The organism is Marinobacter sp. UBA5687, from assembly GCF_002420325.1.
GTDB classification, from domain to species: domain Bacteria; phylum Pseudomonadota; class Gammaproteobacteria; order Pseudomonadales; family Oleiphilaceae; genus Marinobacter; species Marinobacter nauticus.
Map to the genome: position 1 here is coordinate 36,640 of NZ_DIHV01000127.1, position 11,837 is coordinate 48,476.

Below are 11,837 nucleotides of genomic sequence, written 5' to 3' on the forward strand. Positions count from 1 at the left end.
CCAGGAAGCTGCGCCACATTAGCCCGAAAGCCTTGTCGCTGCGCTGTTCTGGCGCAGCCGACAAAAACTGGCAAGCCGATTGCTTATGCCAAAGCAGCCGCATAGTGAAGGTAAGGACCACAAGCTTCTGGTAAGCTTCCCTGACCTGAAAAAAGATCGGGCCTCAGAACACTGAACGATCCGGCACAACGAACATGTAAAACCTTACGGAGCATGCACAATGTCCAAGACGATTGATTTGATCAAAGAACACGAAGTCAAGTGGATTGACCTGCGTTTCACCGACAGCCGTGGTAAAGAGCAGCACGTGACCCTGCCCGCCACCGAGGCGGACGAAGACTTTTTCGCTGACGGCAAGATGTTCGACGGCTCCTCCATTGCCGGCTGGAAAGGCATCAACGAATCCGACATGATCCTGATGCCGGACGACGAAACCGCCGTTCTGGACCCGTTTACCGAAGAAACCACGGTCAACATCACCTGCAACATTGTAGAGCCTTCTACCATGCAGGGTTATGAGCGCGACCCCCGCTCTGTTGCCCGTCGCGCCGAAGAATACCTGAAGTCCACCGGCATCGCTGATGGCGCTCTGTTCGGCCCGGAGCCTGAGTTCTTCGTGTTTGATTCCGTCAAATGGAACGTGGACATGCAAGGCGCTTCTTACCACATCCATTCTGAAGAAGCCGCGTGGGTTTCCGGCGAAGACTTCGACCGCAACAACATTGGCCATCGCCCGGGCGTAAAAGGCGGCTACTTCCCGGTTCCGCCGGTCGACAGCCTGCACGACCTGCGTGGCGCCATGTGTGCCGCCATGGAATCCATGGGCCTGGAAATTGAAGTTCACCACCACGAAGTGGGCACCGCTGGCCAGTGTGAAATCGGTGTTGGCGCCAACACCCTGACCCGCAAGGCAGACGAAGTTCAGATCCTGAAGTACTGCGTGCACAACGTAGCTCACGCCTACGGCAAGACCGCCACCTTCATGCCCAAGCCGGTTGTGGGTGACAACGGCTCCGGTATGCACGTTCATATGTCCCTGAGCAAAGACGGCAAGAACCTGTTTGCCGGCGACAGCTACGCGGGCCTGAGCGAAGCAGCCCTGTACTACATCGGCGGTGTGATCAAGCATGCCAAGGCCATCAACGCCTTCACCAACCCGGCCACCAACAGCTACAAGCGCCTGGTTCCGGGCTATGAAGCACCGGTTATGCTGGCCTACTCTGCCCGTAACCGTTCTGCCTCCATCCGTATTCCGTACGTGAACAGCCCGAAAGCTCGTCGTATTGAAGTGCGCTTCCCGGATCCGGCCGCTAACCCGTATCTGGCCTTTGCCGCCCTGATGATGGCCGGCCTGGACGGTATCCAGAACAAGATCCACCCTGGCGATGCCATGGACAAGGATCTGTATGACCTGCCGAAGGAAGAAGCCCTGAACATTCCGAAGGTTGCCGAGACTCTGTCCGAGGCCCTGGACTGCCTGCAAGCAGACCACGAGTTCCTGACCCGTGGCGGTGTGTTCACCGAAGACATGATCAAAGGCTACATCGACCTGAAGCGTGGCGAAGTCGAGCGTCTGAACATGACCACTCACCCGGTCGAGTTCGATCTGTACTACTCCTGCTAAAGCTCCGCACCAATTCGGTGCAGACTATGCAGGCCATAAGCCCCGCCCCGCGCGGGGCTTTTTTGTGGCCTCAATCCCAGTTCTGAACCAAGACCCACGCCCTTAACGATATGTAACCAAGGAAGCAGGCCACAACATTGAAATGACCTTGCCCGCAATCGATAATCAAAGCAGTTCATTACCACAGGTTACCGCCATGAAAGCACCGTTCGTACTCGCCGCTGGCCTGCTGATGCTGGCTTCGACCACAGCACATAGCGAGGTCTACCGCCACGTTGACGCCTATGGCAACGTCAGCTTTTCCGACGAACCCATGGAAGGCGGTGAAGAAGTCCAGGTGAAGCCCGTGACCACCATCACCCTGCCCAAGCCGGAAGCGGTTCAGGAACCCGAACAACTCCGCGAGCGGGTGGAACGTGAGGGCGCAGCCTACCAGGCTGTCTCATTCCAGTATCCGGCCAATGAACAGGCCTTTCACAGCGGCAACGGCAACGTCACTTTCGAGGTTCAAAGTACACCACCGCTGAAGCGGGGCCATAAATTTGAAGTGACCCTGGATGGACAACCGGTCGGGCAAAGCAGCTCAGGCTCAGTAGCCGTCAGCAATATCGACCGGGGCACTCACAATGCGAGTGTTCATATTGTCGATGAAAACGGAGTACGCGTGAAATCCGGCAATTCAATTACCTTCACGATTCACCGCCCATCCGTTCTCAACTAAATCTTATCTGCACCACCATGGTGCAATTGCACCATGTTGTGACCATACTTTGGGCAGCCAAGGGGCAAAATCCGGGCTGCCTGTCGCCAGACCGTTCACTACTGCACCAAGCTACAGCACCGCGTACCGGCTACCGCGCCCGTTCTGCCCGATCCTTGCCCATTGGCTACCCGATGCCAAAAAACTGGTTCGCTTTTTGCAGCCGCAGGGGTACATCCTATGAGTCGAGAACGGAAGCAACGCATGCCACTCCATCCAGCCACCATATCCGGAAGCAGTTACAAGAGCATTCTGGACAGTCTGACAACCGCAGTACTGGTACTTGGCGATGATCTGGCTATCCGTTACCTCAACCCCGCCGCCGAGAGCCTGTTTGAAACCAGTATGACCCGAAGCCATGGCCTCCCCTTACAGGAGGTTCTGGTGGATTCCGAAGATGCCCTGACCACTCTGCATGCCGCAGTGGAGAACGGCCAGTCCTACACCCGCCGGGAAGCTGAATTTGCTTTGATCAGCGGTGCCAGACTGACGGTGGATTACTCGGTGACTCCCATCAGCCTGGACCCGACCGAACTGCTGATCGAGATCCAGCCTCGAGACCGACTGATGCGTATCAGCCGGGAAGAAGACATCATCTCGCAACAGGAGACCACGCGAATCCTGGTGCGGGGCATGGCCCACGAGATCAAGAACCCGCTGGGCGGCATCCGTGGCGCGGCGCAACTGCTGGACCGCGAGCTTTCAGACGACGACCAGCGTGAGTATACCCGTGTGATTATCGACGAGGCGGACCGTCTGCGCAGCCTGGTGGATCGCATGCTCGGCCCGAACAAAGCCCTGAAGATTGCGCCCACCAATATCCACGAAATTCTGGAGCGGGTCCGTACTCTGATTGAGGCCGAAAGCAAAGGCCGAGTGCGCCTGAGACGCGACTACGACCCGAGCATCCCGGAATTTCCCGGCGACAAAGAGCAACTGATCCAGGCCTTCCTGAACATCGCCCGCAACGCCATGGAGGCGGCGTTCGAAAACGAAGCCGCAAGCGGGCGTTCCGCAACGCCCACCATTACCTTTCGCAGCCGGGCCTTGCGGCAGTTCACCATCGGCCATCGCCGTCACCGACTGGTGTGCCGGGTCGACATTATAGACAACGGCCCGGGCATCCCGCCGGAGCTGTTGCAGAACATCTTTTACCCCATGATCAGTGGTCGGGCCTCGGGCACCGGACTCGGCCTTTCCATTACCCAAAGCATCATCGGCCAGCATCGGGGGCTGGTGGAGTGCGAGAGTGAGCCCGGAAGAACTGATTTCATCATCTTCCTGCCTCTGGAGGACAGCAAATGAGCCAACCGGCAAACGTCTGGATTATCGACGATGACAGAAGTATTCGATGGGTGCTGGAACGCGCCCTGAGCCAGGCTGGCATGCAACCGCGCGTATTCGACAGCGGCGACAGCATCATGATGCGGCTGGAACACGAGCAACCGGACGCCATCATCAGCGATATCCGGATGCCAGGGGTGGATGGTATTACCCTGCTCGCCCAGATCGTCGAACTGCATCAGGATGTGCCGGTTATCATCATGACCGCGCACTCGGATCTTGAAAGCGCGGTGACCAGCTACCAGACCGGCGCCTTCGAATACCTGCCCAAGCCCTTTGATGTGGATGACGCAGTCGCACTGGTAAAACGGGCCGTTGCCCACAGCCATGAAAAACGCGCCGCCAGCGAACCCCAGGCCGATGCTACACCACGCAATACCGAAATTATCGGTGAAGCCCCGGCCATGCAGGAGGTTTTCCGGGCCATTGGCCGGCTGTCTCACTCCAACATCACGGTACTGATCAACGGTGAGAGCGGCACCGGTAAAGAACTGGTGGCCCAGGCCCTGCACAATCACAGCCCCAGAGCACGAAACCCGTTCATCGCCCTGAACATGGCGGCGATACCCAAAGACCTGATTGAATCCGAATTGTTCGGCCACGAAAAGGGTGCCTTCACCGGCGCCGGTGCCGCCCGCCAGGGCCGCTTTGAACAGGCCAACGGTGGCACCCTGTTTCTCGATGAAATCGGCGACATGCCCGCCGACACTCAGACTCGACTGCTGCGGGTGCTGGCCGATGGCGAGTTTTACCGGGTAGGCGGCACCACCCCCATCAAAGTGGATGTCCGCATCATCGCCGCAACCCATCAAGACCTGGAAAATCTGGTACAGGCCGGCAACTTCCGAGAAGATCTGTTCCACCGCCTGAATGTCATTCGCGTGCACCTGCCCAAGCTGGCCGAACGCCGCGAAGACATTCCACGCCTGATGCAGCACTTCCTCAAGCGAGCAGCCAAAGAGCTGGCAGTAGAACCCAAGATCCTGCGCCCGGACGCAGAGGAATACCTCACCACCCTGCCCTGGCCCGGTAACGTCCGCCAGCTGGAAAATACCTGCCGCTGGCTGACCGTCATGGCCAGTGGCCGGGAGATCCACATTGATGACTTGCCCCCGGAACTGCTGCATCAAGCGGAAAACGAGCATGCTGCTACCGGTCTGACCTGGCAGGAAGGCCTGAGGAACTGGGCAGAACAGGAACTGAAGCGCGGCAAGAAAGGCATACTGGATACCGCGGTGCCCGAGTTTGAGAAAATCATGATTGAAACTGCGCTGAAGCACACCGGCGGCCGCCGCCGGGATGCCTCCATTCTGCTGGGTTGGGGGCGGAATACGCTGACCCGGAAAATCAATGAGTTGGGGATGGATCAGCCGGAGGGGGAGGAGGATTAAAACTCCTCCTTCACCTTAGTCAGTGGCTTCCCACCAATAAATGATACGGTCACTGCCTCGGTATACGCCGAAGGTAGCGATGCCTTCAGGGCTTTAATACTGATACTTTACACTTTATATATCAGGTATATCCTAGAACGGAATATCATCATCAAAATCATCAATCGGCTCAGGCATGCCACCACCCTGCTGCTGGGGTGACGGGTTGTTGTAGCCACCAGCCTGCCCACCCTGCTGGGGCGGCGCATTGTATTGCGGCTGCTGCTGCGGCCGTCCCTGGGGAGCCCCCGGATTCATACCGCCCTCAGAGCCCCGGCTGTCCAGCATCTGCATCTGGCCATTGATATCCACAACCACTTCGGTGGTGTAGACATCTTGCCCTTCCTTGTTCTGCCATTTCCGGGTCTGCAGCTTGCCTTCAATGTAGACCTTGGAGCCTTTGCGCAGGTATTGCCCAGCCACTTCAGCCACCTTGCCGAACAGCACAACCCGATGCCACTCGGTCTTCGGCACCATCTGTCCGGTCTGGCGATCCTTGTAACTCTCGTCTGTGGCGAGGTTCAGGTTAACCACAGCGTTGCCGTTGGGGGTATAGCGAGTGTCCGGGTCCTGCCCCAGGTTACCAATGAGAATTACCTTGTTTACGCCTCGTGCCATCGTATGCTCCTGATCATGTTTTGCGGAGTGCCAGCCATCCATGCCAGCATCCTGTGTTTAAGTACTCTTACCCTGCCGGACAAAGTCAAAGTCCGCAAGCTGATCTTCCCGAAAATGCTGACGGTCCACCTTCAGGTAGGCTGTCGATGCATTTTCAACAATCACAACGTCCTTCACGCCCGGCAGCCTTCGTAGCTGACGGTCCACGTCGTCAAAGGTATTTTCCAGCGCATCCCTCAGCTCCAGAACCAGGCTGGTCGTGTAGCTCGGGGCCGGCATGGTCAAGGCTGCCAGCAGCCACACCAGGAGGCACCCGGCCATCAACCAGAGCACTCCCTCCACGCCAGCGCTCTGCAGCAGATAACCTCCCAGAGCTCCACCCAGAAAAGCACCAAAAAACTGGGAGGTGGAATAAACCCCCATGGCCGTTCCCTTACTGGCAGCCGGAGCCTCTTTACTGATTAACGAAGGCAGACTGGCTTCCAGAAGATTGAACGCCATAAAGAAGAAAAATAGCACACCCCAGGCTGCCCAGAGGCTGGCATTCACCTGAGTCAGCGTTGCTGTTGCCGCTGTCAGCAAGGCAATGGCCATGCACAGTATCGGCTTCATTTTGCGTTTCTTTTCGCCAATGATGATAAAGGGCACCATGGCAAAGAAAGAAAGCACCATCACACTCAAATAGAACCACCAGTGGGAGCTGCTGGCCAATCCCAACTGATCCTGAAGCATGGTCGGAAAGACCAGGAACAGGGCCGTCAGAACCAGGTGCAGCACAAAGATTCCGAAGTCGAGCCGCAGCAGGCGGCCATCGGCCAGAACGCGCCCGACCATTTCGCGGGCAGGATGGGTATCGGCGCTGACTTTATGGGTATGTGGCGTAGGCACCACCCTGGCGACCACAACAAGGGCCAACAGGGCCATCACTGCCGTCACGTAGAAGATGCCAGACAAGCCCCAGGCCGCGCCCAGCAACGGGCCCAGCACCAGCGACACGGAAAACGACAGGCCAATGGAAATGCCCACCGTGGCCATGGCCTTGGTGCGCTCTTCCTCTCGGGTGAGGTCTGACAGCAGTGCCATCAATACACTGGCGATGGCACCGGCACCTTGAAGAATCCGACCGGCGATCACAACGTATATTGAGTCGGTCGACGCGGCCAGCAGGCTCCCGCTGGCAAACAGAATAAGCCCCAGGTAGATCATCTTCTTGCGGCCAACCCGATCCGACAACAGGCCGAAGGGGATCTGAAGCAGCGCCTGACTCAGGCCGTAAGCACCAATCGCCAGGCCCAATAGCGCCGGCGTCGCACCCTGCAGGTCCGTACCCAGCAGCACAAACACGGGCATGACCATAAACAGGCCCAGCATACGCATGGCGTATACCGAAGCCAGAGCCACAACTGAGCGTTTTTCGAGCGCGTTCATGCCTACCCGTGCGGTTTGAATGAATGGTGAGCGGCCGGTAACCGCAGGCGGCGCATTGTACCAGAACCACCCCGGCGACGGGACACCCGCAGAGCGGGTCGTTCCGCACTTAGCCGGAACGACCCGAAACCGATATACTGGCAGTTTTTACCAAGCGAGGTGTTATGGACCATATCCAGATCAAGGGCGCGCGCACCCACAACCTGAAAAACATCGACCTGGATATGCCAAGGGACAAACTGATCGTCATTACCGGTCTGTCCGGCTCCGGCAAGTCCTCATTGGCGTTCGATACGCTCTATGCCGAGGGCCAGCGCCGGTATGTCGAGTCGCTGTCCACCTACGCACGGCAATTCCTCTCGATGATGGAAAAGCCCGATGTGGATCACATTGAAGGCTTGTCGCCAGCCATCTCCATCGAGCAGAAATCCACGTCTCACAACCCCCGCTCTACCGTGGGGACCATCACCGAGATCTATGACTATCTGAGACTGCTTTTCGCTCGCGCTGGTGAACCCCGCTGTCCTGATCACGGCCAGCCGCTGGAAGCCCAGACCGTGAGCCAGATGGTTGACCAGGTTCTCGCCATGCCGGAAGGCAGCAAGCTGATGATATTGGCGCCGGTGATCCGGGATCGCAAAGGTGAGCATCTGCAGGTGATCGACACCATGCGCAGCCAGGGCTTCATCCGCCTGAGAGTGGACGGAGCCGTATGCGACATAGACGACGTTCCTGCCCTGGACAAGAAGCGCAAGCACCAGATTGACGTTGTGGTCGATCGATTCAAAGTCAAGGAGGGGCTGGAGCAACGACTGGCCGAGAGCTTCGAAACCGCCCTGGAGCTGGCCGACGGCATTGCTCTGGTGGCGCCCATGAGTGGAGAAGGCGAGGAACACACCTTCTCGGCGCGCTATGCCTGCACCCAATGCGGCTACTCCCTGAGCGAACTGGAACCTCGCCTGTTTTCGTTCAACAACCCGGCCGGCGCCTGCCCCACCTGCGACGGCCTGGGGGTGCGCCAGTTCTTTGATGCCGAAAAGGTGATCCAGAGCCCGGAAGCGACCCTCGCATCAGGAGCCATCAAAGGCTGGGACCGTCGCGCCGTTTACTACTTCCAGATGCTGACCAGTGTTGCCGAACACTACGGCATTGACCTGGAAACACCCTGGGAAGAGCTGCCTGAAAACTTCCAGGAGGTGCTCCTGTATGGCTCCGGCGACGAGGACATTCCCTTTCGTTATGTGAACTCTCGCGGTCATATCATGGAAAAGGCCCACCCGTTCGAGGGCATACTGCCGAATCTGGAACGCCGTTACCGCGAGACGGAATCGCAGGGCATGCGCGAGGAACTGGCTCGCAACCTGAGCACACAACCCTGTAAAGACTGCGGCGGTTCGCGCCTGCGTCGCAGTGCCCGTCACGTCTTTATCGAAGAACGAAACCTCCCGGAAATTACCCACCTCCCCGTGGGTGATGCTCATCGCTACTTCAGCACTCTGGCATTGCCCGGGCGCAAAGGTGAAATCGCAGAAAAAATCCTGAAAGAGGTGCGGGAGCGCCTGCAATTTCTGGTCAACGTGGGCCTCGAGTACCTCACCCTGGAACGCAGCGCAGACACCCTCTCGGGCGGCGAAGCCCAGCGCATCAGGCTGGCCAGCCAGATAGGGGCAGGCCTGGTGGGCGTGATGTACATTCTGGACGAGCCGTCCATTGGCCTGCACCAGCGGGACAACGACCGACTGCTTGCCACCCTCACCCACCTCCGGGACCTTGGCAATACGGTGATTGTGGTGGAACACGACGAAGATGCTATCCGGGCTGCCGACTACGTTATTGACATTGGCCCCGGCGCTGGCGTCCACGGCGGAGAGATTGTCGCGCGGGGAACCCCGAAAGAGATTATTGCCAACCCGGCTTCAATGACAGGTCAGTATCTCAGTGGCGAGAAGGAGATCTCGGTACCTTCTGAGCGAAACAAGGGCAATGGCAAGAAGCTGGTACTGACCGGCGCCTCCGGCAACAATCTCCGGGACGTAACGCTCACGCTGCCGCTAGGCGTGATGACCTGCGTTACCGGGGTATCGGGCTCAGGCAAATCCACTCTGATTAACAGCACCCTCTATCCGGTCGCGGCCGCCAAACTGAACAAAGCGACCAGCCTCAATCATGCGCCCTACAAGAGCCTGAAAGGACTTGATCAGCTCGACAAGGTGATCGACATTGACCAGAGCCCTATCGGACGGACACCCAGGTCTAACCCCGCCACTTACACCGGCCTGTTTACCCCCATCAGGGAACTCTTCGCCGGCACTCAGGAGGCACGCTCACGCGGCTACAAACCTGGCCGTTTCTCCTTCAACGTGAAGGGCGGCCGGTGCGAGGCCTGCCAGGGCGATGGTGTCATCAAAGTCGAAATGCACTTCCTGCCAGACGTCTATGTGCCCTGCGACATCTGTAAGGGCAAACGCTACAACCGGGAGACCCTCGAGGTCCGGTATAAAGGCAAAAACATTCACGAGGTTCTGGAAATGACCGTTGAGGAGGGCCGGGAGTTTTTCGACGCAGTCCCCTTCATCGCCAGAAAACTGCAAACGCTAATCGACGTGGGCCTGTCCTACATTCGTCTGGGCCAGAGCGCAGTGACCCTGTCGGGGGGCGAAGCACAGCGGGTCAAGCTGGCCAAGGAGCTGTCCAAACGGGACACAGGCAAAACCCTGTACATCCTGGACGAGCCCACGACCGGCCTGCACTTCTACGATATCCAGCAACTTTTGAACGTACTGGAGCGTTTGCGCGATCACGGCAACACCATCGTCGTCATCGAGCACAACCTGGACGTCATCAAGACCGCAGACTGGATTGTCGACCTCGGTCCGGAAGGTGGGTCCGGTGGGGGACAGATTATTGCCGAAGGAACGCCCGAGGAAGTCGCCGCCAATCCGGCGTCGCACACCGGACGGTACCTCAAACCGATGCTTACCAAATAGCCCGCCCGAACGACGGGCACAAAAAAACCGGGAACCTTGCGGAACCCGGTTTTTTTATGGACTCAGAAGAACTTACTCTTCGTCGTCGTCCATCTCTTCAGCTTCGATGTCCAGAGGACGGCCGACCAGCTCAACGAATGCCATCGGGGCATTGTCGCCAGCACGGAAACCGCACTTCAGAATACGAAGATAACCACCCGGACGCTCGCTGTAACGGGGGCCCAGCTCATCAAACAGCTTGGCTACCGCAGCATCGCTACGCAGGCGAGAGAACGCCAGACGACGATTTGCTACCGAATCATTCTTTGCGAGCGTGATCAACGGCTCAGCTACCCGACGCAGCTCTTTGGCTTTCGGGAGCGTCGTTTTGATCAGCTCGTGCTCAACCAGTGACGCAGTCATGTTACGGAACATGGCCTTGCGATGCGCACTGGTCCTGTTGAACTTACGACCACTCTTACGATGACGCATTGCTCTGATTCCTTACCTTAAACTAATCGGCGATCAACCGCCCAGAACCCGGTCATCACCACGAAGGCTTGCCGGCGGCCAGTTATCAAGACGCATACCCAAAGACAGACCACGGGACGCAAGAACGTCCTTGATCTCGGTCAGCGACTTTTTGCCTAGATTAGGCGTCTTCAGCAGCTCCACTTCCGTGCGCTGGATCAGATCGCCGATATAGTAAATGTTTTCAGCCTTCAAGCAGTTAGCTGAACGCACAGTCAACTCCAGATCATCAACCGGGCGCAGCAGAATCGGATCGATTTCTTCCTCTTCCTCTACACGCTCAGGCTCTTTCTCATGATCGAAATCGACGAACACAGCCAGCTGCTGCTGGAGAATGGTAGCGGCCCGGCGAATTGCTTCTTCCGGATCGATGGTACCGTTGGTCTCCAGATCAATAACCAGCTTGTCCAGGTCTGTACGCTGCTCAACCCGAGCGCTCTCGACGGCATAGGCCACACGACGAACCGGGCTGAACGTTGCATCCAGCTGCAAGCGTCCGATGGCACGAGTTTCGTCCTCGTCCAGACCACGCTGATCAGCCGGCTCGTAGCCACGGCCCCGTGCCACGCGCAAGCGCATGTTCACTTCGCCGTTTTCGCTCAAGTGACAGATCACGTGCTCCGGGTTAGCGATTTCCACATCGTGGTCCAGCTTGATATCGCCGGCAGTCACCACGCCCGGACCTTTCTTGCTGAGGGTCAGCTCAGCATCGTCACGGCCGTTCATCTTTACGGCAACGCCCTTGAGATTCAGCAGAATCTCGATGACGTCTTCCTGGACACCTTCAATGGCACTGTACTCGTGCAGGACACCGTCGATCTGTGCTTCAGTCACGGCGCAGCCCGGCATCGAAGACAGAAGAATACGGCGCAGCGCGCTGCCCAGGGTGTGCCCGAAACCGCGTTCGAGCGGTTCCAGGGTCACCTTGGCGCGCGTAGCGCTGGACTCTTTCACGTCAATGGTACGAGGTGTCAATAACTCATGTACTGAACGCTGCATAGACGCCCCTATCTGCTATCGTTGCTAACTGGGCTTTACTTGGAGTAAAGCTCGACGATGAGGTTCTCGTTGATGTCGGCCGGCAGTTCAGTACGCTCAGGTACTGACTTGTAAACGCCGGACATCTTGTTGGCGTC

The 11,837-nt window shown here is 57.9% G+C and carries 9 protein-coding genes and 2 pseudogenes; 5 read left to right on the forward strand and 6 right to left on the reverse strand.

Translation table 11 applies throughout. From position 1 onward, the window contains the following. Nucleotides 1–220 precede the first annotated feature (220 nt). The 4 genes from glnA to ntrC all read left to right on the forward strand — a co-directional run bounded on the left by glnA (nucleotide 221) and on the right by ntrC (nucleotide 5,119). Nucleotides 221–1,624: a glutamate--ammonia ligase gene (glnA, locus tag B3Y70_RS14280; RefSeq protein ID WP_011784288.1), complete on the forward strand. Its 1,404-nt coding sequence runs from the start codon at nucleotides 221–223 to the stop codon at nucleotides 1,622–1,624. 196 nt (nucleotides 1,625–1,820) lie between these two features. Beyond that, a complete protein-coding gene (locus B3Y70_RS14285; RefSeq protein WP_273030132.1) occupies nucleotides 1,821–2,345 on the forward strand; it encodes a DUF4124 domain-containing protein in 525 nt (174 codons plus the stop codon). 243 nt (nucleotides 2,346–2,588) lie between these two features. After that, the gene (gene glnL, locus B3Y70_RS14290) at nucleotides 2,589–3,689 is read left to right on the forward strand and encodes a nitrogen regulation protein NR(II) (RefSeq protein ID WP_286895090.1); all 1,101 of its coding nucleotides are present in this window, start codon (nucleotides 2,589–2,591) and stop codon (nucleotides 3,687–3,689) included. Continuing rightward, a complete protein-coding gene (ntrC, locus tag B3Y70_RS14295; protein WP_273030134.1) occupies nucleotides 3,686–5,119 on the forward strand; it encodes a nitrogen regulation protein NR(I) in 1,434 nt (477 codons plus the stop codon). The genes glnL and ntrC overlap by 4 nt, the downstream gene beginning before the upstream one ends. Before the next feature lie 15 nt (nucleotides 5,120–5,134). On the opposite strand, the pseudogene B3Y70_RS17615 reads toward ntrC, so the two are convergent. The 3 genes and pseudogenes from B3Y70_RS17615 to B3Y70_RS14305 form a co-directional block, all read right to left on the reverse strand. After that, nucleotides 5,135–5,206: pseudogene (locus tag B3Y70_RS17615) on the reverse strand (DUF6701 domain-containing protein); the annotation flags it as partial. Between the two features lie 45 nt (nucleotides 5,207–5,251). Then, the gene (gene ssb / locus B3Y70_RS14300; protein WP_273030136.1) at nucleotides 5,252–5,776 is read right to left on the reverse strand and encodes a single-stranded DNA-binding protein; all 525 of its coding nucleotides are present in this window, start codon (nucleotides 5,774–5,776) and stop codon (nucleotides 5,252–5,254) included. Between the two features lie 57 nt (nucleotides 5,777–5,833). Continuing rightward, nucleotides 5,834–7,204: an MFS transporter gene (locus B3Y70_RS14305; protein ID WP_023007572.1), complete on the reverse strand. Its 1,371-nt coding sequence runs from the start codon at nucleotides 7,202–7,204 to the stop codon at nucleotides 5,834–5,836. 164 nt (nucleotides 7,205–7,368) lie between these two features. Between B3Y70_RS14305 and uvrA the strand changes: the two genes are divergently transcribed. Further along, nucleotides 7,369–10,191 (forward strand): excinuclease ABC subunit UvrA, encoded by a 2,823-nt coding sequence (gene uvrA / locus B3Y70_RS14310; protein ID WP_288589977.1) that lies wholly within the window; start codon nucleotides 7,369–7,371, stop codon nucleotides 10,189–10,191. Nucleotides 10,192–10,263: 72 nt separating this feature from the next. Here the strand turns inward: uvrA and rplQ are convergent, their stop codons facing one another. The 3 genes and pseudogenes from rplQ to rpsD all read right to left on the reverse strand — a co-directional run. Beyond that, nucleotides 10,264–10,662: a 50S ribosomal protein L17 gene (rplQ, locus tag B3Y70_RS14315; RefSeq protein ID WP_011784264.1), complete on the reverse strand. Its 399-nt coding sequence runs from the start codon at nucleotides 10,660–10,662 to the stop codon at nucleotides 10,264–10,266. A 33-nt stretch (nucleotides 10,663–10,695) separates the two neighbouring features. Then, on the reverse strand, nucleotides 10,696–11,700 hold the full coding sequence (locus tag B3Y70_RS14320) for a DNA-directed RNA polymerase subunit alpha (RefSeq protein WP_008174911.1): 1,005 nt from the start codon (nucleotides 11,698–11,700) through the stop codon (nucleotides 10,696–10,698). A gap of 35 nt (nucleotides 11,701–11,735) precedes the next feature. Beyond that, nucleotides 11,736–11,837 (reverse strand): annotated as a pseudogene (gene rpsD / locus B3Y70_RS14325) (30S ribosomal protein S4); the annotation flags it as partial.

Excerpts from the sequence above, each read along its gene's own strand:
- uvrA (WP_288589977.1), top strand. The coding sequence starts at position 7,369 with ATGGACCATATCCAGATCAAGGGCGCGCGCACCCACAACCTGAAAAAC.
- B3Y70_RS14305 (WP_023007572.1), bottom strand. The coding sequence starts at position 7,204 with ATGAACGCGCTCGAAAAACGCTCAGTTGTGGCTCTGGCTTCGGTATAC.
- rplQ (WP_011784264.1), bottom strand. The coding sequence starts at position 10,662 with ATGCGTCATCGTAAGAGTGGTCGTAAGTTCAACAGGACCAGTGCGCAT.
- ssb (WP_273030136.1), bottom strand. The coding sequence starts at position 5,776 with ATGGCACGAGGCGTAAACAAGGTAATTCTCATTGGTAACCTGGGGCAG.
- B3Y70_RS14320 (WP_008174911.1), bottom strand. The coding sequence starts at position 11,700 with ATGCAGCGTTCAGTACATGAGTTATTGACACCTCGTACCATTGACGTG.
- glnL (WP_286895090.1), top strand. The coding sequence starts at position 2,589 with ATGCCACTCCATCCAGCCACCATATCCGGAAGCAGTTACAAGAGCATT.
- ntrC (WP_273030134.1), top strand. The coding sequence starts at position 3,686 with ATGAGCCAACCGGCAAACGTCTGGATTATCGACGATGACAGAAGTATT.
- glnA (WP_011784288.1), top strand. The coding sequence starts at position 221 with ATGTCCAAGACGATTGATTTGATCAAAGAACACGAAGTCAAGTGGATT.
- B3Y70_RS14285 (WP_273030132.1), top strand. The coding sequence starts at position 1,821 with ATGAAAGCACCGTTCGTACTCGCCGCTGGCCTGCTGATGCTGGCTTCG.